22 protein-coding genes are annotated in these 24,864 nt (G+C 69.6%); 14 read left to right on the top strand and 8 right to left on the bottom strand.

Annotated elements, in window-relative coordinates; translation table 11 throughout:
* Window positions 1–13 precede the first annotated feature (13 nt).
* From ABD655_RS05585 to ABD655_RS05570, 4 genes are read left to right on the top strand one after another with little or no spacing between them, the layout of a single operon-like run.
* The gene (locus tag ABD655_RS05585; protein ID WP_344712274.1) at window positions 14–847 is read left to right on the top strand and encodes a purine-nucleoside phosphorylase; all 834 of its coding nucleotides are present in this window, start codon (window positions 14–16) and stop codon (window positions 845–847) included.
* Complete coding sequence (locus ABD655_RS05580) at window positions 844–2,535, top strand: phospho-sugar mutase (RefSeq protein ID WP_344712272.1); 1,692 nt, start codon at window positions 844–846, stop codon at window positions 2,533–2,535. Before ABD655_RS05585 ends, ABD655_RS05580 begins: the two co-directional genes overlap by 4 nt.
* 48 nt (window positions 2,536–2,583) lie before the next feature.
* The gene (locus ABD655_RS05575) at window positions 2,584–3,996 is read left to right on the top strand and encodes an MFS transporter (protein WP_344712270.1); all 1,413 of its coding nucleotides are present in this window, start codon (window positions 2,584–2,586) and stop codon (window positions 3,994–3,996) included.
* A gap of 9 nt (window positions 3,997–4,005) precedes the next feature.
* Window positions 4,006–4,587 carry a GNAT family N-acetyltransferase gene (locus ABD655_RS05570; RefSeq protein ID WP_344712268.1) on the top strand — a complete coding sequence of 194 codons (582 nt, stop codon included), beginning with the start codon at window positions 4,006–4,008 and terminating at the stop codon, window positions 4,585–4,587.
* 130 nt (window positions 4,588–4,717) lie between these two features.
* Here the strand turns inward: ABD655_RS05570 and ABD655_RS05565 are convergent, their stop codons facing one another.
* Complete coding sequence (locus ABD655_RS05565) at window positions 4,718–6,646, bottom strand: BglG family transcription antiterminator (RefSeq protein WP_344712267.1); 1,929 nt, start codon at window positions 6,644–6,646, stop codon at window positions 4,718–4,720.
* 135 nt (window positions 6,647–6,781) lie between these two features.
* On the opposite strand from ABD655_RS05565, the gene ABD655_RS05560 reads away from it, so the two are divergent.
* From ABD655_RS05560 to ABD655_RS05515, 10 genes are all read left to right on the top strand, one after another.
* Window positions 6,782–7,132, top strand: coding sequence for a hypothetical protein (locus ABD655_RS05560; protein WP_344712265.1), 351 nt, complete (start codon window positions 6,782–6,784; stop codon window positions 7,130–7,132).
* A gap of 121 nt (window positions 7,133–7,253) precedes the next feature.
* A complete protein-coding gene (locus ABD655_RS05555) occupies window positions 7,254–7,619 on the top strand; it encodes a PTS sugar transporter subunit IIB (protein WP_344712264.1) in 366 nt (121 codons plus the stop codon).
* A gap of 1 nt (window position 7,620) precedes the next feature.
* Complete coding sequence (locus ABD655_RS05550) at window positions 7,621–7,896, top strand: HPr family phosphocarrier protein (protein WP_344712262.1); 276 nt, start codon at window positions 7,621–7,623, stop codon at window positions 7,894–7,896.
* A 29-nt stretch (window positions 7,897–7,925) separates the two neighbouring features.
* Window positions 7,926–9,635 carry a phosphoenolpyruvate--protein phosphotransferase gene (ptsP, locus tag ABD655_RS05545; protein WP_344712260.1) on the top strand — a complete coding sequence of 570 codons (1,710 nt, stop codon included), beginning with the start codon at window positions 7,926–7,928 and terminating at the stop codon, window positions 9,633–9,635.
* Window positions 9,632–11,308, top strand: a complete 1,677-nt coding sequence (locus tag ABD655_RS05540; protein ID WP_344712258.1) for a PTS mannitol transporter subunit IIBC — start codon at window positions 9,632–9,634, stop codon at window positions 11,306–11,308. Before ptsP ends, ABD655_RS05540 begins: the two co-directional genes overlap by 4 nt.
* A 186-nt stretch (window positions 11,309–11,494) precedes the next feature.
* A complete protein-coding gene (locus ABD655_RS05535; protein WP_344712257.1) occupies window positions 11,495–11,932 on the top strand; it encodes a PTS mannitol transporter subunit IIA in 438 nt (145 codons plus the stop codon).
* Window positions 11,932–13,128 carry a mannitol-1-phosphate 5-dehydrogenase gene (locus ABD655_RS05530; RefSeq protein WP_344712256.1) on the top strand — a complete coding sequence of 399 codons (1,197 nt, stop codon included), beginning with the start codon at window positions 11,932–11,934 and terminating at the stop codon, window positions 13,126–13,128. Before ABD655_RS05535 ends, ABD655_RS05530 begins: the two co-directional genes overlap by 1 nt.
* Window positions 13,129–13,175: 47 nt before the next feature.
* On the top strand, window positions 13,176–14,558 hold the full coding sequence (locus ABD655_RS05525) for a flavin-containing monooxygenase (protein WP_344712255.1): 1,383 nt from the start codon (window positions 13,176–13,178) through the stop codon (window positions 14,556–14,558).
* Window positions 14,555–15,562 carry a bile acid:sodium symporter family protein gene (locus ABD655_RS05520; RefSeq protein WP_344712254.1) on the top strand — a complete coding sequence of 336 codons (1,008 nt, stop codon included), beginning with the start codon at window positions 14,555–14,557 and terminating at the stop codon, window positions 15,560–15,562. Before ABD655_RS05525 ends, ABD655_RS05520 begins: the two co-directional genes overlap by 4 nt.
* Entirely contained in the window at window positions 15,559–16,515 is a 957-nt protein-coding gene (locus tag ABD655_RS05515; protein WP_344712252.1) for an SDR family oxidoreductase, read from the top strand. The genes ABD655_RS05520 and ABD655_RS05515 overlap by 4 nt, the downstream gene beginning before the upstream one ends.
* 103 nt (window positions 16,516–16,618) lie before the next feature.
* Here the strand turns inward: ABD655_RS05515 and ABD655_RS05510 are convergent, their stop codons facing one another.
* The 7 genes from ABD655_RS05510 to ABD655_RS05480 all read right to left on the bottom strand — a co-directional run bounded on the left by ABD655_RS05510 (window position 16,619) and on the right by ABD655_RS05480 (window position 24,809).
* Window positions 16,619–17,533, bottom strand: coding sequence for an endonuclease domain-containing protein (locus ABD655_RS05510; protein ID WP_344712251.1), 915 nt, complete (start codon window positions 17,531–17,533; stop codon window positions 16,619–16,621).
* Between the two features lie 193 nt (window positions 17,534–17,726).
* The gene (locus ABD655_RS05505; RefSeq protein ID WP_344712250.1) at window positions 17,727–18,842 is read right to left on the bottom strand and encodes an adenosine deaminase; all 1,116 of its coding nucleotides are present in this window, start codon (window positions 18,840–18,842) and stop codon (window positions 17,727–17,729) included.
* A gap of 97 nt (window positions 18,843–18,939) precedes the next feature.
* Complete coding sequence (locus tag ABD655_RS05500) at window positions 18,940–20,250, bottom strand: thymidine phosphorylase (RefSeq protein ID WP_344712248.1); 1,311 nt, start codon at window positions 20,248–20,250, stop codon at window positions 18,940–18,942.
* Window positions 20,247–20,723 carry a cytidine deaminase gene (locus ABD655_RS05495; protein ID WP_486348126.1) on the bottom strand — a complete coding sequence of 159 codons (477 nt, stop codon included), beginning with the start codon at window positions 20,721–20,723 and terminating at the stop codon, window positions 20,247–20,249. The genes ABD655_RS05500 and ABD655_RS05495 overlap by 4 nt, the downstream gene beginning before the upstream one ends.
* Window positions 20,720–22,000 (bottom strand): ABC transporter permease, encoded by a 1,281-nt coding sequence (locus tag ABD655_RS05490; protein WP_344712244.1) that lies wholly within the window; start codon window positions 21,998–22,000, stop codon window positions 20,720–20,722. The genes ABD655_RS05495 and ABD655_RS05490 overlap by 4 nt, the downstream gene beginning before the upstream one ends.
* Entirely contained in the window at window positions 21,997–23,292 is a 1,296-nt protein-coding gene (locus tag ABD655_RS05485; protein ID WP_344712242.1) for an ABC transporter permease, read from the bottom strand. Before ABD655_RS05485 ends, ABD655_RS05490 begins: the two co-directional genes overlap by 4 nt.
* Window positions 23,289–24,809, bottom strand: coding sequence for an ABC transporter ATP-binding protein (locus ABD655_RS05480; protein ID WP_344712240.1), 1,521 nt, complete (start codon window positions 24,807–24,809; stop codon window positions 23,289–23,291). Before ABD655_RS05480 ends, ABD655_RS05485 begins: the two co-directional genes overlap by 4 nt.
* Between the last annotated feature and the right edge of the window lie 55 nt (window positions 24,810–24,864).

The following is a 24,864-nucleotide window of genomic DNA, read 5'->3' as shown; positions in this document are numbered from 1 at the left end:
CTAGAGTGGGTGCATGCCCCAGACCTTCGCCAACCCGCTCGATGACCCGTCGGCCGACCCCTTCGAGATCGCGGCGGAGGCCGCGGACGAGATCGCCCGTCTCACCGGCGTCGCCCGCCACGACATCGCCCTCACTCTCGGCAGCGGGTGGGGGCAGGCGGCCGAGCTGATCGGCGAGACGGTCGCGACCCTGCCCTGCACGCAGATCACCGGGTTCAGCAGCCCCGCCCTGGAGGGCCACGTCGGCACGCTGCGCAGCGTGCTGACGCCCCGCGGCCGGCGCGTGCTGATCATCGGAGCCCGCACGCATTTCTACGAGGGCCGCAACCCACGGCGGGTCGTCCACAGCGTCCGCACGGCGGCCGCCACCGGCGCGCGGACCATGGTGCTCACCAACGGCGCGGGTGGCATCCGGCCCACCTGGAAGCCCGGCACGCCCGTGCTGATCAGCGACCACATCAACCTCACCGGCGCGACCCCGCTCGAGGGCGCGACGTTCATCGACCTGACGGACCTCTACTCGATGCGCCTTCGCGACCTCGCGCACTCGATCGACCCCTCCCTCGACGAGGGCGTCTACTGCCAGTTCACGGGTCCGCAGTACGAGACGCCCGCCGAGGTGCGCATGGCCAAGACGATCGGCGGCCACATCGTCGGCATGTCCACCGCCCTAGAGGCCATCGCCGCGCGACAGGCCGGCATGGAGGTGCTGGGCTTCTCGCTCATCACGAACATGGCCGCCGGCATCCAGACCACGCCGCTGAGCCACCAGGAGGTCATGGAGGCCGGCCGTCTGGCGGGGCCTGCCATCTCATCGCTGCTGGCGCGCGTCATCGGGGCGATGTGAGCGCCGACGGAAAGGCCGTCCTGGACGCCGCGCATGCGTGGCTCGCCCAGGACCCCGACAGCCGGACTCGCGCCGAACTGCAGGGGTTGATCGAGGAGACCGACCGGGGGGATGCCGCGGCCGCCGCAGAGCTCGCCGACCGTTTCGCGGGGCGACTGGCCTTCGGCACGGCGGGGCTGCGCGGCGAGCTCGGTGCGGGCAGCAATCGCATGAACCGTGTGCTGGTCGCACAGGCGGCGGCCGGACTCGCGGCGTTCGTCCTCGAACGGGCAGGTGGCGAGCGCACGCCGTCCGTCGTGATCGGCTACGACGGCCGTCGCAACTCGGACGTCTTCGCGCAGGACTCCGCGGAACTGTTCGCCGGCGCCGGGCTGCGCGCGATCCTACTGCCGCGGATGCTGCCGACGCCGGTCCTCGCGTTCGCGGTGCGCCATCTCGGCGCGGATGCCGGGGTCATGGTCACGGCCAGCCACAACCCGCCGAACGACAACGGCTACAAGGTGTACCTGGGCGGCGCCGATGACGGCGCGCAGATCGTCTCGCCCGCCGATCTGGAGATCGCCGCGCACATCCAGCGCATCGCGGATGCCGGGGACGTGGGCGCGCTCCCCCGCTCGCTGGGCTACGAGACGGCGCCCGAATCGCTGGTGGACGCGTATGTCGCCGCCACCGCCGCCGTGGCCCCGGCACCCGAGACGGCCGGCGGGCTCAGCTGGGTGTACACCGCCATGCACGGTGTGGGATGGGACACCCTCTCGCGCGTTCTGAAGGCCGCCGGGTACCCCGAGCCCGTGCCCGTGACGCGCCAGATCGATCCGGACGGGACCTTTCCGACGGTCGCATTCCCGAATCCGGAGGAACCGGGCGCGATGGATCTCGCGTTCGAAGCAGCCCGCAGGTCCAACGCCGACCTCGTCATCGCGAACGACCCCGATGCGGACCGCCTCGCCGTCGCCGTTCCCGACCCGCACGCCCCGGGCGGATGGCGCCGGCTGACCGGCAACCAGATCGGCCTGCTGCTCGGGTGGCGTGCCGCGCGCCTCGCACGGGAGGCCGACGCACCCCCGGGTGCATCACTGGCCTGCTCGCTGGTCTCCTCGCCCGGGCTGAAGGCGGTCGCCGACCACTACGGACTCGACTTTCACACCACCCTCACCGGCTTCAAGTGGATCTCGCGCGCGCCCGGCATCGTCTTCGGGTTCGAAGAGGCCCTCGGGTATCTCGTCAACCCGGACACGGTCCGCGACAAGGACGGCATCTCGGCCGCGATCGCGATGCTCGGGCTGGTCACCGAGGCGCGCGGGCGTGGCGAGAGCCTCTCGCGCGTCCTTGCGGAGTTCGATGCGACCTTCGGGTTCTTCGCGAGCGGCCAGATCGCCATCCGGGTCGATGACGTCTCCACGATCGCGCGGATCATGACGCGGCTGCGGGAGCAGCATCCGTCCTCGATCGGGCGCGTCGCGATCGACCGGGTGGACGACCTGCTGGACGGCGTGGAGGACCTGCCCAAGGGCGATGTCCTGCGCCTGTGGATGACCGACGGGTCGCGGGTCATCATCCGGCCGAGCGGCACCGAGCCCAAGCTCAAGATCTACCTGGACGTGCGCGGCGACTCCTCCGACGATGCGCGGGCGCGCCTGGCCGCACTGGACGAGGGCGCGCGGGCTCTGCTGGACGAGGTGGGCTGAGACAGCGGCGCTGACGCGCGCGGGCTGCGAGGACGGGTGGCGGAGGGCATGGACGAAGACCGCACGACGGATGCCGCGGCCGCAGGGCCGGCATCCGGTCCGGCCGCGGCCGCGGCCGGGGTCGGTGCCGCTGCCGCCGATCCGCCGCACTGGCTGCGCAAGGTCGTCCTGTTCCTGAGCGGACAGACGATCAGCCTGCTCGGCTCGATGCTGGTGCAGTTCGCCGTGTTCTGGTACCTCACGATCACGTACCAGTCCGGTGTGATCATGATGCTGGCCGCCCTGTTCGGCTTCCTCCCCCAGGCGATCGTGTCGATCTTCGGCGGGGTGTGGGCCGATCGTCACAACCGCAAGTACCTCATCATCGTCGCGGATGCCGCCATCGCCGCCACGACACTGGCACTCGCTCTGATCATGACGACCGGCTACGACGCGGTGTGGCTGATCTTCCTGACCATGGCGATCCGATCGGCCGGTGCCGGCATCCAGATGCCTGCGGTATCCGCACTGATCCCGCAGATCACCCCCACCCGGCACCTGATGCGGGTGAACGGGATCAACGGTTCCATCCAGTCCGCGATGGCGCTGCTCGCGCCCGCTGCCGCCGGCGCGATCTACGCGTGGTCATCGGCCGCGACCGGAGGAACGGCGGCATCGCTCGTTCCGATCTTCTTCATCGACGTCGTCACCGCGGTCATCGGGATCGGGCTGTTGACGCTGGTACCGGTCTCGGCCATCCGCAAGGCGGGCGAGGTGGAGACCGGCTACTTCGCCGACCTCGTGGACGGCGTCCGGTACGTCGCCCACCACGCGTTCGTGCGGTGGCTGCTCGCGCTGTTCGCGCTCATCTTCGTGCTGATCGTCGCGCCCTCCAACCTCACCCCGCTGATGCTGGTGCGTTCGTTCGATGCCGGGGAGCAGCAGAACGTGGTGAACCTCGCGGTCCTGGAAGTCGCGTTCAGCGTGGGCATGGTGCTGGGCGGCATCGTCGTGGCCGCGCTGTTCGCCAAGCGCAGCCGGATCGGCATGATCATCGTGTCTTCGCTCGTGTTCGGCGTGCTCTCCATCGGCATGGGGCTCTCACCGAACGTGTGGCTGTTCTTCGGCTTCATGTTCCTGCTCGGGCTGTCGGTGCCCTTCTTCTCGACGCCGTCCACCACGCTGCTTCAGGAGACGGTCGAGCCCGAGCGTCAGGGGCGCGTCTTCGGCTTCCTGGGTATCGTCATGGCGCTCGCAATGCCACTGGGCATGCTGGTGTTCGGCCCGCTCGCCGACGTCGTGCCGATCGAGTGGCTGCTGGTCGCCTCCGGTGTGCTGACCTTCGTGGTGCTGGGTGCGGCCGTGTCACTGCCCGCCGGGCGGCGCGCGGTCACCGCGGCGCGGGCCGCATCCCACGTCACCGATCCGCTCGCCGGCGCGGCGGCCGCCGAGGCCGCGATGCACGACGAGACCGCCCCCTAGGCTCGACGCATGCTTCTTCGCGAACCGATCATCCTCGAGAACGCGTTCGTGCGCCTCGAACCGCTCGCGTCGGAGCATGCGGAGGATCTCGTCGAGGCCGCGGCCGGGCTGGACCACGCCTGGTACACGTCCGTGCCGGCGCCCGAGGGCGTCGAGTCCGAGATCCGCGCGCGCCGCGCGATGCGCGAGGACGGCTCCGTCAACCCGTGGGCCGTGCGGCGCCTGGACACGGGGCGCGTGGTCGGGATGACGAGCTACCTCAACATCGAACAGCCCCACCGCCACGTGGAGATCGGCTCGACCTGGCTCGCGGTCAGCGCCCAGCGCACGGTCGTCAACACCGCCGCCAAGCTGCTGCTGCTCGGCCACGCGTTCGAGGAGTGCGACGCGATCGCCGTCGAGTTCCGCACCCACTGGCACAACCGTCAGTCCCGCGAGGCCATCGCGCGCCTCGGAGCCAAGCAGGACGGCATCCTGCGCAACCACCGCGTCGGTCCCGAAGGCACGCTCCGCGACACCGTGGTGTTCTCGATCCTGCCGCCGGAGTGGCCCGCGGTGCGGCTCGGCCTGGAGTCGCGGCTCGCACGCTGAGCGACGGATGCCGCGGCATCCGCCATGACGGCGCGGCGAGCGCAGGAACTATCGCGGAGTCAGGACGATCCGCCCCGGATCCTCCTGAGCCGGCGACATCTCCTGAACACCCGGGCGCGTGCGCGGGTGTTCAGCCGTCGATGACGGCGACGAGTTCGTCGAGGAAGCCCGCGAAGGTCGTGCTGCGACGCACGATGCGATGGACGCTGTCGCGCTCGGAGAACACCTCGACGAACTGTTCGAAGACCGTCTGGAACGCTTCGCGGTCGGTCTCCGAGAACGCGACGACCGCGACGACCTGCACGCGCCCCTCGCCCCAGGGAATCGACGGGTCGGCGATGCCCACCGCGATGGCCGTGCGCGTCGCGGTCATACCCAGCGCGTGCGGAACGGCGAGGGCATCGGTGAAGGCGGTGGAGGAGAGGCGTTCGCGCTCGATGGTGCGCTCGATGTAGTCCTCATCGATGATGCCCTCCGCCACCAGGGATGAGCCGAGGTGCCTGATCACCGCTTCTTCGCCGGCCTCGGCATCCAATCCGTGCACGAACGCGGACGGCACGAAGTAGCGCTCGAGCTCTTTGCGCAGCCGAGCCAGCCGTCGTGACCGACGGATCCGCGCGGCCGCGGTCTGGACCCGGTCGACATCGGCGTCGGTGAGGAACGGCTGGATCCGGATGAACCGGTCGCCGGCGACCGCGGGTTCGATGGTCGTCAGCACGAGGTCGGTGTCGATCGAGTCCCAGTCCGGATCCACGCGCGTCTCGACGCCGACCACCTCGATCGACTGACCCAGGGAGCGATCCACGCTCGAGCGCAGGAGTTCATGCAGTTCGTAGTATCCGGGGCACACGATGGTGGCGGTCAGGAGCTGGTCCGCGCGCCGGCTGCGTTCCAGCCGGCCGCCGACGTGCATCGCGATGTACGCGATCTCGTCGTCCAGAAGAGGGATGCCGAGCCGCTGCTGCAAGCCGCTGGCGATGAAGACCGCGACCTCGAAGATCATCGGGTACGTCGACTTGAGCGACTTCGTCAGGGGGTTGCGCGACCACGCCTGCTCGCGCGCGCGGTGCTGGAGATTCTGCACGTGCAGCGCGAGACGCAGGATGAAATCCTCGTCCGTGATGTCGACGAGGAACTCGGCCGCCGCCGTCTCGACGACCTCCCGCACGGCCGATTCCACTTCGGGATCCAGTCGCGCGCGTGCGTGATCGGACGGCGCCGACGCGCCCGGCGCGACCACGCGGGTGAGCACGAGGGTCGACAGATGCTGCAGGTCGCCGGCACCGAGGCTGACACCGAGGTGCTGTTCGACGAGCCGGGCGAGAATCGCCGCGACCTCCTGCTGCGCGGGCGGCACCTCGCCCGCGGCGCCTTCGAGCGCCCGATCGCGCCCGACGCGATCCGCGGCGATCGCGATGTGCATGACGACGTCCGAGATGCCGAACTCGTTCACGAAATAGCCGAGGGCACCCAGTTCGGCCACGAGCTCGGTCTTGAACGGCCCGAAGGCGTGGGCGCCGACGGAACCCTCGCCGAGCGTGCGGCGCAGTGCGTCCAGATCGAAGGATCCGGCCTCCATCTCGTCGTGCGCCAGTTTGCTGAGCAGCCGCCGCTGCGCCATCTCGGTTCCGCGCAGCCTCGCCTGGGACGCCGACCGCTCCAGGGTCAGCTCGGTGCCCCCGAGAAGACCGCGCACGCGCGCCAGGTCGGCATCCAGCGTCGCGGGGCTGACGTGCAGCGAATCGGCGGTCTCGAACACGTCGACGCCGTCGTCGGCGTCGAGGAGCGCGCGCACCAGGGTGTGCAGCCGGTCGCGGGGGGTTCCGCCCTCGATGGCCGCGGGCATGCGCAGCGCGACCGCCGCCTCTGCGCCGGCCCGGTAACCCTGCGGGCCGGATTCGACGGCCACCCCGTCGGGAACGCGCGCGTTGATCGCGGTCACATAGGAGCGGACGCTCCGCGGAGTGACGCCGAGCGCGTCGGCCAGCGAGGCGGCCGTCACCCAGTCGCCGTTGCGGGAGAGCAGACCCAGGACACGGTCCTGTCTCGCTCTGGTCACGTGGTCCCCTTGCGCATCGATGCGGTGGTTCCCGGCCAGTCAATCATGCGCCGGGCGGGTCATGGCGGTGCGCGGGGCGGCGCGGTACCGTGATCCCGCCGCCACCAGGCGGCATACCTCGCAGAAGGAGTGGACATGGCAGGAGAACGCCCCGTAGGGGTAACCATCGTCGCTGTGATCGCATGGATCATCGGTGCCGTGCAGATCATCGGTGCGATCGTCGGGTTGGTCGCCGGTGCCGGCATCGACGCGTGGGCGGTGCTGATCGTCGGCATCCTGACGATCGCCGTCAGCCTCGGATTGTTCCGCGGCAGCAACGCCGCCCGCATCATCATGGCCATCGTGTTCACTCTGAACCTGATCGTCGCGGTGTGGGCCATCGTCATCGGTGTCGACTTCTGGGACCAGGTCGTCGCGGGCGCGCTGGCGATCGTCGGTCTCGTGTTCCTGTTCTCGGCGAAGGCCAACGCCTACTTCACGCAGTAGCAGCTCGCGCGGAGACCCCGGCCCCGAGGGGGTCGGGGTCTCCTGCTTTCCGCCCCTCCGGAAAGATGCCTGGTTGCCCGTTCACAGCGTTTTCACAAGAATGGCCGGAGGAGGCCGGTCGATGAGGATCTTGGTTGTCTGCGGTGCGGGTGCGTCCAGCACGTTCGTCGCCCAGCGCGTGCGCCACGCGGCGCACGATCGGGGGCTTCCCTACATCGCCTTCGCCGGCACCGAGATCTCGCTGCCGATCGACCTGGATGCTGCCGATGTGGTGCTGGTCGGACCCCATCTCGTTCATGCCATCGCGGGCATAGAACGCGATGCCGCGCTCCGCGGCACGGCGGTCGTGCTGCTGCCGCCGGACATCTTCACCGACCTCGACGGCACGCGGACCCTCGCGCTCGTGCGCGCGGCGATGGGTGAGCCCGAGGATGCCGTGCCGGCAGCGCACGGCATCGACTCCGACGTTCGACAGGAAGAGGACTGACATGCCCCCGACGACCCGGACCGTGCGAATCGGATCTTCGCACGGACTGCATGCGCGGCCGGCCAAGCTCTTCGCGCAGGCGGCGAAGGAATCCGGCATCCCGATCACGATCTCCAAGGACGCCGGCACCCCGGTGAACGCGGCGAGCATCCTCGGAGTGATCGCGCTGGGAATCGAACAGGGCGATTACGTGACCCTGACCGCCGAGGGCGATGGTGCCGAGACCATCCTCGACGAGCTGAGCGACCTGCTCTCCGCCGACCACGATGCGCCGTAGCCGATGACCGATCCGAGAGAGGCACGATCATGACCGAATTGCGCGGCGTGGGAATCGGGCTGGGCGTGGCCCAGGGCCCTGTCGCCCGCATGGCCGAACCGCTGCCCGCTCCTGCCGACAACCCCAGCACGTTGAGCACAGCCGAAGAGACGGCGCGCGTCCGGGATGCCGTGACCGCCGTCGCGCGCGAGCTCGAGCAGCGCGGCGCGCAGGCCGGCGGCGCCGCCCAGGACGTGCTCGAGGCGCAGGCGATGATGGCCGAGGACCCCAGCCTCGAGGCGGAGATCGACACGCGCATCGCCGCCGGCAAGACCGCCGAATTCGGCGTGCACGACGCGTTCGCGTCGTTCCGCGACACGCTGACCGCGATGGGCGGATACCTCGGCGAGCGCGCCGCCGACCTGGACGACGTCGCCCAGCGCGTCATCGCCCGGCTGCGGGGCCTTCCCCCTCCCGGCGTGCCCGACCCGGGGCATCCGTTCGTGCTGGTCGCGAAGGACCTCGCGCCCGCCGATACCGCCCTCCTGGACCTCGACAAGGTGCTCGCCCTGGTCACGACCGAGGGCGGACCCACCTCGCACACCGCGATCCTGGCGAGGGAGAAGTCCATCGTCGCCGTCGTCGGAGCCGTGGCGGCGACCGGCCTGGCGGACGGCGAGATGGTGATCGTGGATGCCGCGGCCGGCGTCGTCACGACGCAGCCCAGCGCGGAGGAGCTCGACCGCGCGCAGAACCGCGCGGCGGATCGCGCGTCCGCCGCGTCGGCTCCGATCACCCCCGGAGCCCTGGCGGACGGGACGCCCATCCCGCTGCTGGCGAACCTCGGCAATCCCGCGGGTGCCGCCGAGGCCGTCGCCCTCGGCGCGGAGGGCGTCGGGCTGTTCCGCACCGAGTTCCTCTTCCTCAGTTCCAGCAGCGCTCCGACCATCGCGCAGCAGCGTGTCTCGTACGAGGCGCTCCTGTCGGCGTTCCCGGGCAAGAAAGTGGTGGTGCGGGTTCTGGATGCCGGTGCCGACAAGCCGCTTCCGTTCCTCAACGACGCACACGAGGAGAACCCGGCGCTCGGCCTGCGCGGACTGCGTGCGCTGCGCGCCAGCGAGGACATCCTGCGCGAGCAGCTCACCGCCCTGGCCGAAGCGGATGCCGCGACCCGAGCCGCTCCGGGCGGAGGCGCGGATCTCTGGGTGATGGCGCCGATGGTGGCCACCGTCGAGGAGGCCCGCTACTTCACCGCGATCGCCCGGGACTACGGCATCCGCACGGCGGGCGTCATGGTCGAGGTGCCCTCGTCGGCGCTGCTGGCCGACCGCATCCTCATCGATGCGGACTTCGCGTCGATCGGCACGAACGACCTGACCCAGTACACGCTCGCCGCCGACCGGCTGCTCGGCTCGGTGGCGGCATTCCAGGACCCGTGGAACCCCGCCGTGCTGCGGCTGATCCGCGAAGTGGGCGACGCCGGCCGCCTCCACGGCAAGCCCGTCGGCATCTGCGGCGAAGCCGCCGCCGATCCGCTGCTGGCGGTCGTCCTGGTCGGGCTCGGCGCCACGAGCCTGTCGATGGCGCCCACGGCGATCGCTGACGTGCGGGCCTCATTGCTCGAACACTCCCTCGACGAGGCGAAAGCCATCGCCGAGGCAGCCCTCGCTGCGAACGATGCGGCGACCGCCCGAGCCGCGGCGCAGGAAGCCGCGGCCACCCCCACTGAGAAAGTGAAAGAGAGAGAGACACAGCTATGACAACGACGTCTGCGCCCGTATCGGGCGGAAACAGGGCGAGGATCGGAGTCCAGCGCTTCGGCACTTTCCTCTCCGGCATGATCATGCCGAACATCGCCGCGTTCATCGCGTGGGGCTTCGTCACGATGCTCTTCATCTCGGTGGGCTGGCTCGGCCAGTGGTATCCGGTCGCCGATATGCTCGGCGGTTTCGGGAACGCAGCCGACATCGGCTGGGAGGGCGCCATGGTGGCGCTCGCCGAGGCGCCCGATGGCAGCACCTTCCCGCAGTACGTGGGACTGGTCGGCCCGATGGTGACCTACCTGCTGCCGCTGCTGATCGCCAACACGGCAGGTCGCATGGTCTACGGCGAACGCGGCGGTGTCGTCGCGGCCATCGCCACGATGGGTGTGATCGTCGGCACGAACATCCCGATGTTCCTCGGCGCGATGATCATGGGTCCCCTCGCGGCGTGGATCACCAAGCAGATGGACCGGCTCTGGGACGGCAAGATCAAGCCCGGATTCGAGATGCTCGTCAACAACTTCTCGGCCGGCATCCTGGGCATGCTTCTGGCGATCGTGGGCTTCTTCGTCTTCGGACCGGCCGTGCTCGGCATCAGCGCCGCGCTGGGCGGCGCCGTTGCGTGGCTCGTGTCGCTGAACCTGCTGCCGCTGCTGTCGATCATCGTCGAACCTGCCAAGGTGCTGTTCCTGAACAACGCCATCAACCACGGCGTGTTCACGCCCCTCGGCATCGAGCAGGCCGCCGAGACCGGCAAGTCGATCCTGTTCCTCATCGAGGCCAACCCCGGCCCCGGTGTGGGTCTGCTGCTGGCCTTCTCCTTCTTCGGAGTGGGAATGGCCAAGGCCTCGGCACCCGGCGCGATCATCATCCAGTTCTTCGGCGGCATCCACGAGATCTACTTCCCGTATGCGCTGAGCAAGCCGATGACGATCCTGGCCCTGATCGCCGGTGGCGCGACCGGTGTCACCACCAACATGCTGCTCGGTGGAGGCCTGGCGTTCCCGGCCGCGCCCGGCAGCATCATCGCGGTCACCGCCGCGGCAGCCGGACCCGCCGCCGGTGGCATCGGCAACCTGCTGGTGGTCTACCTCTCGGTGGTGCTGGCCGCGACGGTCACGTTCCTGATCACGGCGGTCATCCTCCGGGCCACGCGCAAGCGCGACCTCGAGTCCGGTCTGGCCGGCGACCTCAGCCAGGCCATCGCCCAGACCGAGGCCAACAAGGGCAAGGAGTCGGCGGCACTGGCCGGGCTGCGCGCCAGCGCGGGCAACGACGCTCAGGCCGAACGCGACGCCGAGGCCGCTTACGACGAGGCCGAGACGGCTCGCGCGACGGACGGCGCGCTCAGCGGCGGCATCCTCACCACCAAGCAGGTCCGGAACATCGTGTTCGCCTGCGACGCGGGCATGGGTTCGTCGGCCATGGGCGCGAGCGTGCTGCGCAACAAGATCAAGAAGGCGGGCATCGAGGGTGTCACGGTCGTGAACAAGGCGATCGCGAATCTCGATTCCTCGGCGGACCTGGTCATCACGCAGAACCAGCTCACGGATCGAGCCCGGCAGAAGACGCCGGATGCGATCCACGTCTCGGTGGACAACTTCATGAACTCGCCGAAATACGAGGAGGTCGTAGACCTGGTGCAGGACCAGCACAAGGATGGACAGTAGGCGCTGAGACGGCTGCGGGGTCGGGCGACGTGATGTCCCCGGCTCCGCGGCTTCGCCACAGGGGCATCTATGAGCACCGCTCCCGTGGCCGGCGTCGGCGAGTCGCCGTCGGCGGTGAGCCGAGCCTCCACGCAAGCCGGACCACGAACCCCAAGCCCGCAGCATCCCCAACGAAAGGCGAATCCCATGGCACGTGACGTCCTGAGCCTCGGCCAAGTCCGGATCCACTCCGGCAGCGCAACCCGCGAAGAGGCGATGAAGGAGGCCGCGGACATCCTCGAGGCGGCAGGTGCGGTCACCAGCGCCTACTTCGATGCGATGCAGCAGCGGGAGGAGACGGTCTCGACCTACATGGGCAACGAACTCGCGATCCCGCACGGCACCAACGAGACCAAGCACACGATCCTCGGCTCCGCGCTGTCGGTCGTCCGCTACGACGGGGGTGTGGACTGGGGCGGCGAGCCGGTGACCTTCGTGGTCGGCATCGCCGGCAAGGGCGATGAGCATCTGGAGATCCTCTCCCAGATCGCGATCCTCTTCTCCGACGAGGACGAGGTCGAGAACCTGAAGCGAGCGGAGTCGCCCGAAGAGCTGTACTCGCTCGTCGCCGCGGCGGGCGTCTGATGAAGGCCGTCCACTTCGGCGCCGGCAACATCGGGCGCGGCTTCGTCGGGCTCCTGCTGCACGAAGGCGGCTACGAGGTGGTGTTCTCGGATGTCGCGGCACCGCTGGTCGAGGCCATCAACGCGGTCTCGGAGTACACCGTCCACGAGGTCGGCGAGGGGGACGCGCGTCAACAAGCCGGGGGTGTGGGGCGGAGCCCCATAGAAACTGTGGACACGGTCGTCACCGGCTTCAGGGCGATCAACAGCGCCACCCACCCCGATGAGGTGATCGAGGAGATCGCGGGCGCGAACGTCGTCACCACCGCGGTCGGCCCCACGATCCTGAAGTTCGTCGCGCCGCACATCGTGGCCGGCCTCGCCCTGCGCGACCCGTCCTCCCCCCCGCTGCAGATCATGGCGTGCGAGAACGCGATCAACGCCACCGATCTGCTCCGCGACGAGATCGCCGACCTGGCCGGAGACGCGTGGGACGCGCTGGCCGGGCGCGCCGTCTTCGCGAACACCGCCGTCGACCGGATCGTGCCCGGCCAGCCCGCCGGCGCCGGCGTGGACGTGACGGTCGAGCCGTTCTTCGAGTGGGCCATCGAACGTGCGCCGTTCGGCGACGATCCGCCCAGCATCCCCGGCGCGCATTTCGTCGAGGACCTGGCGCCCTACATCGAGCGCAAGCTGTTCACGGTGAACACCGGGCACGCCGCCACGGCGTACTTCGGTGCGCTCGCCGGCGCCGAGACCATCTCGGGGGCGCTGGCGGACGAGGGCATTTCGGCGCGGGTTGCCGCGGTACTCGAAGAGACCTCCGCCCTTCTGGCGGCCAAGCACGAATTCGACCCCGCTGAGCTCGCCTCCTACCGGGACACGATCCTGCGCCGGTTCCGTAATCCCGCGCTGCCCGACACGGTGTGGCGCGTCGGCAGACAGCCGCTGCGCAAGCTGTCGCGCCACGAACGCTTCGTCGGCCCGGCGGCCGAGGCGGCCGAGCGCGGCCTCTCCGTCGACGGCCTGCTCGACGCGATGGCGGCCGCGCTGTCGTTCGAAGACGCCGAGGACGCGCAGTCCGTCGATCTGCAGCGGATGCTGCGCGAGCAGGATGCGGCATCCGTCACCGGCTCGGTCACCGGCCTGGAGCCGGGGCACCCGCTGTTTCCCCGGATCGAGGCGATCGTCGCGGCGAGACAGGCGGAGCTGGTCTAGCATCGAGAAGTTGCGTGGGCATCGGAGCCCGCGCGTGTGGGAGTGCGATGCAGGAGCTGCGTTATGCCGTCATCGGCGCCGGCCCGTCGGGACTGGCCGCGGCGCGGGCACTCGCGAAAGCAGGCATCGACTTCGACGGCTTCGAGGCCTCGCACGGCGTCGGGGGCCTGTGGGACATCGAGAACCCTCGTTCGACGATGTACCAGTCCGCGCATCTGATCTCTTCGCGCACCACGACCGAGTTCACCGAGTTCCCGATGGACTCCACCGCCGACTACCCCGGCCATCGCTCGCTCCTGCGCTACTTCCGCGACTTCGCGGACCGCTTCGGTCTGACCGGGCGGTTCCGCTTCGATACCCGGGTCACCTCGCTCGAGAAGGACGAGAACGGGTGGATGCTGCGTGCCGAAGGCCCCGCGGAATCGATCGCGCAACGCTACGACGGTGTGATCCTCGCGAACGGCACGCTCGCCGAACCCAACGTCCCGTCCTTCCGCGGCGAGTTCAGCGGTGAGCTGCTGCACACCAGTGCCTACAAGGACGCCGGCCGGCTGAGCGGCAAGCGGGTGCTCATCATCGGCGCGGGCAATTCCGGCTGCGACATCGCGGTCGACGCGGTCCACCACGCGGCATCCGTCGATATGAGCGTGCGCCGCGGCTACTACTTCGTGCCGCGCTACCTGTTCGGTCGCCCATCGGACACCCTCAATCAAGGTCGACCGCTGCCCGCGCGCATCAAGCAGTTCGTCGACACGCGCGTCCTGCGCGCGTTCACCGGCGACCCGGTGCGCTTCGGCTTCCCCAGACCCGACTACAAGCTGTACGAGTCCCATCCGATCGTCAACACGATGATCCTGAACCACCTGGGTCAAGGCGATCTGAGCGTCCGACCCGACATCGACCGCTTCGACGGCGCGACGGTGCACTTCCGGGACGGCACCAGCGGAGAGTACGACCTCGTCCTGCTGGCCACGGGGTACACCCTCGACTACCCCTTCGTCGATCGCGCCGAGCTGAACTGGCGCGGCTCCGCCCCCGACCTGTTCCTGCACGTGTTCCCGCCGTCCTTCAACGGGCTGTACGTGATGGGCATGATCGAGGCATCCGGCATCGGCTGGCAGGGCCGCTACGAGCAGGCCGAGCTGATCGCCGAGTACCTGGCCGCCGTCGCGCAGCATCCCGATGGTGCGGCGGACTTCCGCCGCCGCGTGGCCGAGGAGCCGTGGCCGGATCTGACCGGTGGCTACCGCTATCTCGCCCTCGCGCGGATGGCGTACTACGTGAACAAGGACGCGTACCGTCGCGCCGTCCGCTCCGCCCGGAGCTTCCTGCGCGGCGGGGCCGCGGCGCAGGCCCCTGGCCGCGAGAGCCGGCTGGGCAGACGGCCGGCGTCCGCGCTGGGCCGCTCGAGGAAGAGGACCTCCGCATGAACATCGACGACGTCGTGCTGAACTTCACCCCGGGGACGCTGCTGATCCTGAACGTGGTCCTCGGGCTCATCATGTTCGGGATCGCCCTGGACACCTCCGTCGAGGACTTCAAGGTCGTCGCCCGCAAGCCCAAGCCCTTCATCATCGCGATCCTCGCCCAGCTGATCGTGCTGCCGGCGGTCACGTTCGCCCTGACCCTGATCCTGCCGGTCACTCCGTCGATGGCGCTGGGCATGATCCTCGTGGCCTGCTGCCCGCCGGGGAACATCTCGCAGGTGCTCACGCATCGATCCGGCGGCAACGTCGCCCTGTCCGTCTCGATGACGGCGGTCAGCAACCTGCTCTACATCGTCGCGCTGCCGCTGAGCGTCGCGTTCTGGGGATCGCTGCATCCGACCGCGCGCACGCTGCTCACGGCCGTCGAGCTCAACCCCTGGCAGATGCTGCTGGACATCTTCCTGATCATCGGCCTGCCGTTCCTCGTGGGCCTCGCGATCCGGGCGCGCTTCGCCGCGTTCGCGGCGAAGGTGCAGCCGTTCGTCAAGTGGTTCTCGCTGCTCGCGCTGGTCGGGTTCATCGTCGCCGCGCTGGCCGGCAACTGGGCGTACTTCGTCGCGTTCCTCGGCGTGATCCTGGTGGTGGTCGCCATCCACGACGCCGTCGCCCTCGCCATCGGCTACGGGACGGCGGTCGTCGGTGGTCTCGGGACACGGGAGCGCAAGGCGATGACCTTCGAGGTCGGCATCCGCAACGCCGGGCTCGGACTGGGGCTCGTGTTCACCTTCTTCGGCGGCCTCGGCGGAATGGCCATCGTGGCGGGCTGGTGGGGCATCTGGGACATCATCGCGGGGCTGATCGTCGCCTCGCTCTGGGCGCTGCACACCCGGCGCCGCACCGGCACGCCGAAAGGCGATGCGACACGGCACGGCCGTCGCGAGCAGCGGCGATCGGATGCCGCGACCGGAAACCCGGCCACCGACCATGCTCCCGGGGCGACGCCATGACGGCACGGGTGCTGGTCACCGGCGGGGCGGGCTTCCTCGGTTCACACGTTGCTGCGGCCCTGGTGAGCCACCCCGGCGTCGAACTTGTCGTCGCCGGTGACGTGCGGCGGCCGGAGCATCCGCTCGAGGGAGTCGTCTACGACGATTGCGACGTGACCCGATCGGCGGGACTGGCACTGCTGATGGAGCGGCACGCGATCACCGTCGTGGTGCACCTCGCGGCGATCGTCAACCCGGGTCGGGATGTGGCGATGGAGTACCGCGTCGACGTCGACGGTTCGCGTCACGTGCTCGACGCCTGCGTCGCGACCGGCGTGCGGCGGATCGTGGTGTCGTCTTCGGGAGCGGCGTACGGGTACCACGCCGACAACCCGGAGTGGCTGAGCGAGTCGGACCCGATCCGTGGCAGCGAGGCGTTCCCCTACTCCAGGCACAAGCGGCTCGTGGAGGAGATGCTGGCCGAGCACCGTGTGTCCCACCCGGATCTGGAACAGGTGGTCTTCCGCATCGGCACCATCCTCGGCCCCACGGTGCGCAATCAGATCACCGCCCTCTGGGACGGCTCGCGCGTGCTCGCGGTCCGCGGGTCCGAGTCGCCCTTCGTGTTCGTCTGGGTCGACGACATCGCGGCGGCGATGGCCCGCGCCGCCACCGATGGCCCCCCGGGGATCTACAACGTCGCCGGTGACGGCAAGGTCACCGTGCGCGAGATCGCCGCCCGACTGGGCAAGCCCGTGCTGACCGTGCCGGCGGGCCTGCTCCGGATCGCGCTGCGCATGGGGCGGATGCTGCATCTCACCGTCCACGGACCCGAGCAGGTCGGTTTCCTCCAACACCGCCCGGTGCTCGCGAACGATGCGCTCAAGCGCGACTTCGGCTTCACACCCGCGCGGACCAGCCGCGAGGCGTTCGAGGAGTACCTCGCGACTCATCCCGGCGTCGCGCGCGGCTGACGGTCGCGGCATCCCCCTCCCCGCCTTTGGTGTCCCACTTTTGCATGCGACACGCCGCGCGCGGCATGCAGAAATGGGACACGGATAGGCGGCGGGATGCCGCTCAGGAACCCCAGCCCGCGTCGTGCAGCGCCTCGCGCACGAGGGCGACGGCGCGCGGTCGATCACCTCGCATGTGATGCCGCAAGACGCGAACGTGCCGCCAGCCCGCGCGGCGGATCTCGCTCCACCGATCCGCGTCGCGCTCGAACTGCCGGGGGTCCTCCGCGTGCACGCGCCCGTCATACTCCACTGCGACACGCCAGCGTCGGTAGGCGAGGTCCAGGCGCGCGATCGCCCGGCCGTATTCGTCCCGCAGGATCCAGTTGACCTCGGGTTCAGGGAGACCGGCACGCACGATGAGCAGTCGCAGGCGCGTCTCCTCGGGCGACTCGACGCCGCTTCGCACGTGGTTGAGCGCGGATCGCATCTTCCGCGCCGATCGGCCGCCGAGCACCCGGATCTCGTCTCTGAGTTCGTCAACGGTCCCCCAGCCCTGATGGACGATCGCGTCTGCAGCCGCGACCAGGTCGTCGTGGCCCCACAGACTGCCCGCCTGTCGCCACGCGCGCACGGGGTGCTCCAACGGCAATCCGGACAGCACCACGATGGCCGGTTCCCGCACTTGGAGCCGATGACCGATGACTCCCTCGGTGCGCGGTTCGCGTGCGGGACGATGTGCCGCCACGTGCAGCCCCACGCGATGCGGCCACCGGGGGGTCGGCACCCCGACGAGCGCGAGCGCCGTCTCCCCCCAGAAGAACTGCCAGGGAGCCAGTCGTGGCGCGTATTGCAGACACAGCAGCAGGAGCGGATCCTGATCCTCGGCGGCGAAGGCGTCGGGTGTGCGCACGCCGTGGAAAGGTCGCGCCAGGTCCGCGCCCGCCAGGCGTCCGCGGCCGACGCCGAAGTCGCGCGCAGCGCTTACTGTGAACGGCTGGAGGGACAGCTCGAGGGGCAGGGGGTTTGGTCGCAGCATCCCCCGATCCCAGCCGATCGCACCCATGGAGACACGCGGTCGCCACATGCTGTGCACACCGGCCGGGGCCCCCCTCGCCTGTGGAGGACGCGCCCTCGCGGCCGATGTCCCACATCGGCACGCGACACGCCGAAGAGTCCCTGCACAAGTGGGACACGGGTGGACGACGGCGCCGCGCCGCGGTGAGCGGGGGCTACCGCTCAAAGCCCTCGGCGATCAGCTCGATGAGCTCCTCGCGCTCCTCGATCGGCAGGAACGCTCCGGCCGCGGCGTTGAGCTGGAAGGTCTCGAGGTCGTCGAGGTCGTACTCGAACGTCTCGGCGAGCAGGGCGAGCTCGCGCGTCAGCGATGTGCGGCTCATGGTGCGGTTGTCGACGTTCACGGTCACCGAGAAGCCGAGCTGGTAGAGCAGGTCGAACGGGTGGTCGGCCAGTTCCTCGCCCCACTGCTGGATCGCGCCGGTCTGCAGGTTCGACGACGGCGAGAGCTCGAGGGTGATCTCCCGGTCCCGCACCCACCGCGCGAGGTCGCCGAAGTGCACGAGCACCTCGTCACCGGCGCGCGAGACGACCTCGAGGTCCTCGGCGATCCGCACCCCGTGGCCGAGCCGCACGGCGCGACCGTCGATGATCGCCGAGCGGATCGAATCGAGCCCGGCGGCTTCGCCGGCATGCACCGTCGTGGGGAAGAACTCCGAGGCCAGGTAGTCGAAGGCGACCTTGTGTCGCGAGGGGAGGAAACCCTCCTCGGGGCCGGCGATGTCGAACCCGACCGCCCCTCGGCCGCGCCACGAGACGGCCAACTCCGCGATCTCGAGCGAGCGATCGGTGTGGCGCATCGCGGTGATGAGCTGGCCGACGCGGATGTCGCGCCCGTCCTGCTCCGCGGCCTCCTCGCCCTCCTCGATGCCGGTCTGGACCGCCTCGACGACCTCCTCGAGCGAAAGCCCGCGGGTCAGGTGCTGCTCGGGCGCCCATCGCACCTCTCCGTAGATGACGCCGTCCGCGGCGAGATCCTCGACGAACTCGCGTGCGACGCGGGTGAGCCCTTCGGCGGTCTGCATCACCGCCGTGGTCAGGTCGAACGTCTTGAGGTACTCCACCAGCGACCCCGAGTCGCTCTTGTCGGCGAACCACCCGGCGAGCGCGTCGCCGTCGCTCTCGGGCAGTTCGAGGCCGACGGCATCCCCCAGCTCGAGAATCGTCTGCGGGCGCACGCCGCCGTCCAGATGGTCGTGCAGCGAGATCTTGGGCAGGCTCCGGATCGAAATGTCCTGCAGAGTGGTGTCGCCGTGCTGATCGATCGGCATGTGAGTCTCCTAGCGCCGGACGTTCGGCGCGGTTCGCGTGGTGGACGGGCGTGTGGGGGGCACGGTCTGGGTCGGGCTCATGTGCGGATGCCGCCGCTCATGCCGTGATCCGCTCCAGCACGAGCGGGCGGGAGTCCGGCGCGTCGGCCCCGACCTCCCACGCCCCCTCGAGGGCGGCGTGCGCGCGCTCGAACCGTGTGACGTCGTGTCCGAGCAGGGTGAACAGCGGCTGGCCGACGGCGACCGGGTCGCCGGGCTTGACGTGCAGATCGATGCCCGCGGCGTGCACCACGGGGTCCTCGGCCCGCGCGCGGCCGGCACCGAGCCGCCATGCGGCGATGCCGAACGGGAGTGCGTCCATCCGCGTGACGAAACCGGCCTCGGTCGCGGTCACGGTGTGGGTTTCGCGCGGACGCGGGAGCTCGGCATCCGGATCGCCGTCCTGTGCCCGGATCATGGCGCGCCACGAGTCCATCGCACGCCCATCGACCAGCGCCGCCTCGACGTCCGCGTCGGGCCGGCCGGCGAGGGCGAGCATCTCGCGGGCAAGCGCGACGGTCAGCTCGACGACATCGGCCGGTCCACCGCCGGCGAGCACCTCGACCGACTCGCGCACTTCGTTGGCGTTGCCGATCGCCAGGCCCAGCGGGGTGTTCATGTCGGTGAGCAGCGCGGTGGTCGATACCCCCGAGTCCGTGCCGAGCGCCACCATCGTGCGGGCCAGCTCGCGCGCCTTCTCGACGTCGCGCATGAACGCACCCGAGCCGAACTTCACATCCAGCACGAGCGCGTCGGTGCCCTCGGCGATCTTCTTGGACATGATGCTGGATGCGATCAGCGGGATCGCCTCCACCGTCCCGGTGACATCGCGCAGGGCGTAGAGCTTCTTGTCGGCCGGGGCCAGGCCGGAGCCGGCTGCGCAGATGACCGCGCCCACGTCGCGCAGCTGGTCGAACAGCTCGTCGTTGGTGAGCGCGGCCGTCCATCCCGGGATGGACTCGAGCTTGTCCAGCGTCCCGCCGGTGTGCCCGAGGCCACGGCCGGACAGCTGCGGCACGGCGACACCGAACGAGGCCACCAGCGGAGCCAGGGGCAGGGTGATCTTGTCGCCCACCCCGCCGGTGGAGTGCTTGTCGACGGTGGGCTTGCCCAGGCCGGCGAAGCTCATGCGCTCGCCCGAGGCGATCATCGCGTCGGTGAGAACGCGGATCTCCTCGCGGCTCATGCCGTTCAGGAGCACGGCCATCGCGAAGGCGGCCATCTGCGCGTCCGCGACGTAGCCGCGCGTGTACGCGTCGACCATCCAGCGCAGCGCGTCGTCCGCGACGACCCCGCCGTCCCGCTTGCTGCGGATGACGTCGACGGCGTCGAACGGCTCCACCCCGCCGGCGGCCGACGGGCTGCTCATCGCGAGGCCTCTTCGAGTTCCCGCGGACCGAATGCGTCGGGGAGGACCTCGTCGATCGTGCGGATGCCGGACACCGTCTCCAGCAGCATCCCCGGAATGGCGTGTTCGTACAGCAGCTGACGGCATCGCCCGCACGGCATGAGGGTGCGACCATGCCCGTCGACGCAGACGAAGGCCACCAGCTTGCCGCCACCGGACATGAACAGGTCGCTGACGAGCGAGCACTCCGCACAGAGCGTGACCCCGTACGACGCGTTCTCGATGTTGCAGCCCGAGACGATCCGCCCGTCCGAGACCAGCGCGGCGGCACCGACCTTGAACCGCGAATAGGGCACATAGGCGAGCTCTTTGGCGGCGGTCGCCGCCGCTCGGAGTTCGTCCCAGTCGATGTCGGTCACAGCGCGTCCTCCGGAAGATCGGTGCAGGTTGTGGGCGGATGCCTCGTCAGGCGGGGCGGAAGAGCGGAAGCTCATCCCTTTATGTAGGGGATGCCGTCGGCCGCGGGTGCTCGCGACCGCCCGACGACTCCGGCGACGACGAAGATCGTCACGAGATACGGCAGCATCAGCATGAACTCGCTCGGCACCGGCGAGCCGATCACGCTGAGCGTGTTCTGCAGGCTGGAGGCGAAGCCGAACAGCAGCGCGGCCAGTGTGGCCTTGAACGGATCCCACTGCCCGAAGATCACCGCGGCGAGGGCGATGAACCCGGCCCCGGCGGTCATCTCCTTGTTGAAGGCGATCCCGTTGCCGATCGTGAACACCGTGCCGCCGAGCCCGGCGATCGCGCCGGCCAGCAGAACATTCCAGAACCGGGTCGCGTTGACCTTGATCCCGACCGTGTCCGCCGCCTGCGGGTGCTCGCCCACGGCACGCAGGCGCAGTCCCCACCGGGTGCGGAACATCGCGAACCAGACCGCCGCGACCGCGATGTACATGAGGTACACGATGATCGTCTGACGGAACAGCACGGGGCCGAGGACCGGGATCTCGCTCAGGATCGGAATCGGGATCCGCGGGAAGCGCGGCGGGGAGTTCAGCAGGGCCGCATTCGGCTGCAGCACCTGCGAGTAGAAGAAGCTCGTCAGGCCGATCACGAGGACGTTGAGCACGACGCCGACGATCACCTGATCGACCAGGTACTTGATCGCGAAGGCGGCCAGCACGAAGGCGACCAGCACGCCGGCGAACATCGCCGCGACGAGGCCGAGGAGCGGCTGGCCGGTGAGGCTCGATACCACCGCGGCGCTGAAGGCACCGGCCAGAAGCTGGCCCTCGATGGCGATGTTGACCACACCTGCGCGCTCGCCGATGACTCCGGCCAGCGCCCCGTAGATGAGCGGGATGGCCAGTGCGACGGCTCCGGCGAGCAGGCCGGCGACCGGGATCGCCTTGCCCGCCGCCGCCCACGTCAGGAAGCCGACGATCGCGACGATGATGTAGACCGCGATCACCCAGAGCGGTGTCTTCCGGTAGCCGCGCACCAGCAGGGCGGCGCCGATCGTCAGGAGCACCAGGAGCACGAAGACCACCCACACCGTGGCCACGACGGGCAGCACGATCTCGGGCAGCTGCAGCGCATCCGCCTGCGTCGAGATGCGGAAGGTGGTCTCACCGGAGCGGGGCGCGGCGAGCATCAGGATGGCGTACAGCACGGTGAAGACCGCGAGTGCGATCGGGGCCTTCCAGCTGCGCACTTCGGCCTTGGCCGGAGCCGACGCGATCAGCGCGCCATCGGCGGTGAGGGTCATTTCGCCACCGCCCCGGCCTCGGCCTTGAGCTGCTTCGTCCGCGCCTTCTCGCGCCGGCGCTGGTCGCGCTCCGGCGAAGGCAGGAAGAAGATCGTGCGCACCAGCGGCGGCGCGGCGATGAACAGCACGATGAGCGCCTGCACGACGGTGACGATCTCGATCGGGACGCCCTCGGCCGCCTGCATCGCGAAGCCGCCCGCTTTGAAGGCGCCGAACAGGATGCCGGCGGCGAACGTTCCCCACGGGGTCGAGCGTCCGAGCAGCGCCACGGTGATCGCGTCGAATCCGATACCCGCGTCGATGTCGGCCGAGAAGCCGGTGGTGATGGTGCCGAGCACCTGGTTGACGCCGGCGAGGCCGACCAGGGCGCCGGCGATGAGCATGCCGATGATGTACATGCTCTTGACGTTGATGCCCGCCACACGCGCGGCATGCGGGTTCTCGCCGACGGCACGGAATTTGAAGCCCAGGCTCGAACGGCTCAGGATCCACCACACCACGATGGTCGCGAGGATCACCAGGATGAACCCGAAGTGCAGGTTGTACTGCGGCCCGAACAGCTCGGGGAACACGGCTGTGGGCTTCATCGGCGGCGTCTTGGGGTTGCTGGAACCGGGCGCCTGCAGCAGACCGGGAGTCCGCAGCATCCACGAGATGAGGTAGAACGCGACGTAGTTGAGCATGATCGTGACGATCACCTCGTGCGCGCCCGTCCACGCCTTCAGGGCACCCGCGATCCCGGCCCACAGTGCTCCGGCAGCCAGCCCCGCGATCAGGGCGACGATCATGTGGATGCCCCAGGGCAGGTCGAGCGAGAACGCGACCCAGCCGGCAGCGGCCGAGGCCATCAGCATCTGTCCGCGACCACCGATGTTGAACATGCCGATGCGGAAGGCCAGGGCGACACCGAGGCCCGCGGCGATCAGCGGGGTGGCGAAGGTCAGCGTCTCGGTGAGCGGGCGGATGCCGCGGGCGAACGTGGGCGCGCCGAAGTTGTAGATCGAGCCCTGGAACAGGGCGATGTACGCCCCCGAGACGGCGTCCCAGATCGCGGCGATCGTATCGAGCGGTCGCGCGAAGAAGTAGCCGGCCGACGCCTGCACGTCCTCGTCGGTGAAGGCGATCATGATGCCGCCGACGATCAGCGCCAGCAGCACCGCCAGGACGGAGATCGCGGCGTTGCCCTGCGTGATCCGCAGGAACGTGTCATGCCACTTCGACGGCTCCGGCTGCGGTGGAGCGACGGGATGGTCGGACGCGATGACCGCGCCGCCGGTCAGGTTCTCGCTCACGCGGCGACCCCCTCATCGCTCGGTACCTCGCCGGCCATCATCAGACCCAGGACGCCGCGCGGTGTGTCGCCGGGGACGATCCCGATGATCCGGCCGCGATACATGACGATGATGCGGTCGGCCAGCGCGGTCACCTCGTCCAGTTCGGTGGAGACGACCACCACCGGGATGCCGGCATCCCGCGTCGCGACGATGCGCTTGTGGATGAACTCGATCGACCCCACATCGACGCCGCGGGTGGGCTGAGCCGCCACGAGGAGCGAGAGCTCGCGGCTCAGCTCGCGTGCCAGCACGACCTTCTGCTGGTTGCCGCCGGACAGCGTGCCGACGGGAACCTCGATGCCGGGTGCGCGGACGTCGAACTCGCGGTACTTCTCTTCGGCGAACTCGGCGATGTACCCGAGTCGCAGGCTGCCCGCGCGCACGAAGGGCGGGCCGCTCGTGCGATCGAGCACGAGGTTCTCGGCGATCGACATGCCGCCGACGAGACCGTGCTCCTGGCGGTCCTCGGGGACGAAGCCGACGCCCTCGTCGAGGATGCGCCGGACGCTGGCCCCGAGCAGCTGCTCGCCGTTGAGCGTCACGGAGCCCTGGACGCGGTGCTCGAGACCCACGAGGGCCTCGGTGAGCTCGGTCTGCCCGTTGCCCTGCACGCCCGCGATCGCCACGATCTCGCCGGCGCGGACATCGAAGGTGACGTCGTTGACGACGATCTGATCCTTGGCGTCGATGACCGTGAGGCCCTCCACGACGAGGGCGCGGTCGCCCAGCGTCGGGGCGTCCTTGTGGACCGTCAGCTCCACGGCCCGACCGACCATGAGCTCGGCGAGCTCGGCGTTCGTCGCGTCCGGAGACGCTTCGCCGACGACCTTGCCGAGCCGGATGACTGTGATGCGGTCGGCGACCTCGCGGACCTCGCGCAGCTTGTGGGTGATGAACACGATCGAGGTGCCGGTCTCCTTGAGCTGGCGCATGATGCCCATCAGCTCGTCGGTCTCCTGCGGAGTCAGCACGGCGGTGGGTTCGTCGAAGACCAGGACTCTTGCGTCGCGGGAGAGCGCCTTGATGATCTCGACGCGCTGCTGGACACCGACCGGGAGGTCCTCCACGAGGGCATCCGGGTCGACGTCGAACCCGAAGCGGGCGGAGATCTCACGAACGCGTTCCCGTGCCGTGGCCAGGTCCAGGATGCCGCCGGCCTTGGTCGCCTCGTGGCCGAGCATGACGTTCTCGGCGACGGTGAACACGGGGATCAGCATGAAGTGCTGATGGACCATGCCGATGCCGGCGCGCATCGCGTCGCCGGGCCCCTGGAAGTTCTGCACCACGTCGTCCAGCAGGATGACGCCTTCCTCAGCGCGGTACAGCCCGTACAGAACATTCATCAGCGTCGACTTGCCCGCGCCGTTCTCACCGAGGAGACAGTGGATCTCTCCGGGCTCCACAACGAGGTCGATGTGGTCGTTCGCGACGAGGGTGCCGAACCGCTTGGTGATCCCGCGGAGTTCGAGCTTCATGCTCCAGATCCTAGTAAGAGGGGCGCGTTCAGGGGCATCGGGGAACGAGAACGGG

It is taken from the genome of Microbacterium terregens (assembly GCF_039534975.1).
Classification (GTDB): Bacteria; Actinomycetota; Actinomycetes; order Actinomycetales; family Microbacteriaceae; genus Microbacterium; species Microbacterium terregens.
Note: the sequence above shows the minus strand (reverse complement) of the source record. Positions and strands in the feature narration are given on the sequence as shown.

Excerpts from the sequence above, each read along its gene's own strand:
- ABD655_RS05500 (WP_344712248.1), bottom strand. The coding sequence starts at position 20,250 with ATGAGCAGCCCGTCGGCCGCCGGCGGGGTGGAGCCGTTCGACGCCGTC.
- ABD655_RS05495 (WP_486348126.1), bottom strand. The coding sequence starts at position 20,723 with ATGAGCTTCCGCTCTTCCGCCCCGCCTGACGAGGCATCCGCCCACAAC.
- ABD655_RS05490 (WP_344712244.1), bottom strand. The coding sequence starts at position 22,000 with ATGACCCTCACCGCCGATGGCGCGCTGATCGCGTCGGCTCCGGCCAAG.
- ABD655_RS05515 (WP_344712252.1), top strand. The coding sequence starts at position 15,559 with ATGACGGCACGGGTGCTGGTCACCGGCGGGGCGGGCTTCCTCGGTTCA.
- ABD655_RS05505 (WP_344712250.1), bottom strand. The coding sequence starts at position 18,842 with ATGCCGATCGATCAGCACGGCGACACCACTCTGCAGGACATTTCGATC.
- ABD655_RS05550 (WP_344712262.1), top strand. The coding sequence starts at position 7,621 with ATGCCCCCGACGACCCGGACCGTGCGAATCGGATCTTCGCACGGACTG.
- ABD655_RS05510 (WP_344712251.1), bottom strand. The coding sequence starts at position 17,533 with ATGCTGCGACCAAACCCCCTGCCCCTCGAGCTGTCCCTCCAGCCGTTC.
- ABD655_RS05585 (WP_344712274.1), top strand. The coding sequence starts at position 14 with ATGCCCCAGACCTTCGCCAACCCGCTCGATGACCCGTCGGCCGACCCC.
- ABD655_RS05560 (WP_344712265.1), top strand. The coding sequence starts at position 6,782 with ATGGCAGGAGAACGCCCCGTAGGGGTAACCATCGTCGCTGTGATCGCA.
- ABD655_RS05525 (WP_344712255.1), top strand. The coding sequence starts at position 13,176 with ATGCAGGAGCTGCGTTATGCCGTCATCGGCGCCGGCCCGTCGGGACTG.
- ptsP (WP_344712260.1), top strand. The coding sequence starts at position 7,926 with ATGACCGAATTGCGCGGCGTGGGAATCGGGCTGGGCGTGGCCCAGGGC.
- ABD655_RS05575 (WP_344712270.1), top strand. The coding sequence starts at position 2,584 with ATGGACGAAGACCGCACGACGGATGCCGCGGCCGCAGGGCCGGCATCC.
- ABD655_RS05530 (WP_344712256.1), top strand. The coding sequence starts at position 11,932 with ATGAAGGCCGTCCACTTCGGCGCCGGCAACATCGGGCGCGGCTTCGTC.
- ABD655_RS05520 (WP_344712254.1), top strand. The coding sequence starts at position 14,555 with ATGAACATCGACGACGTCGTGCTGAACTTCACCCCGGGGACGCTGCTG.
- ABD655_RS05480 (WP_344712240.1), bottom strand. The coding sequence starts at position 24,809 with ATGAAGCTCGAACTCCGCGGGATCACCAAGCGGTTCGGCACCCTCGTC.
- ABD655_RS05570 (WP_344712268.1), top strand. The coding sequence starts at position 4,006 with ATGCTTCTTCGCGAACCGATCATCCTCGAGAACGCGTTCGTGCGCCTC.
- ABD655_RS05535 (WP_344712257.1), top strand. The coding sequence starts at position 11,495 with ATGGCACGTGACGTCCTGAGCCTCGGCCAAGTCCGGATCCACTCCGGC.
- ABD655_RS05555 (WP_344712264.1), top strand. The coding sequence starts at position 7,254 with ATGAGGATCTTGGTTGTCTGCGGTGCGGGTGCGTCCAGCACGTTCGTC.
- ABD655_RS05540 (WP_344712258.1), top strand. The coding sequence starts at position 9,632 with ATGACAACGACGTCTGCGCCCGTATCGGGCGGAAACAGGGCGAGGATC.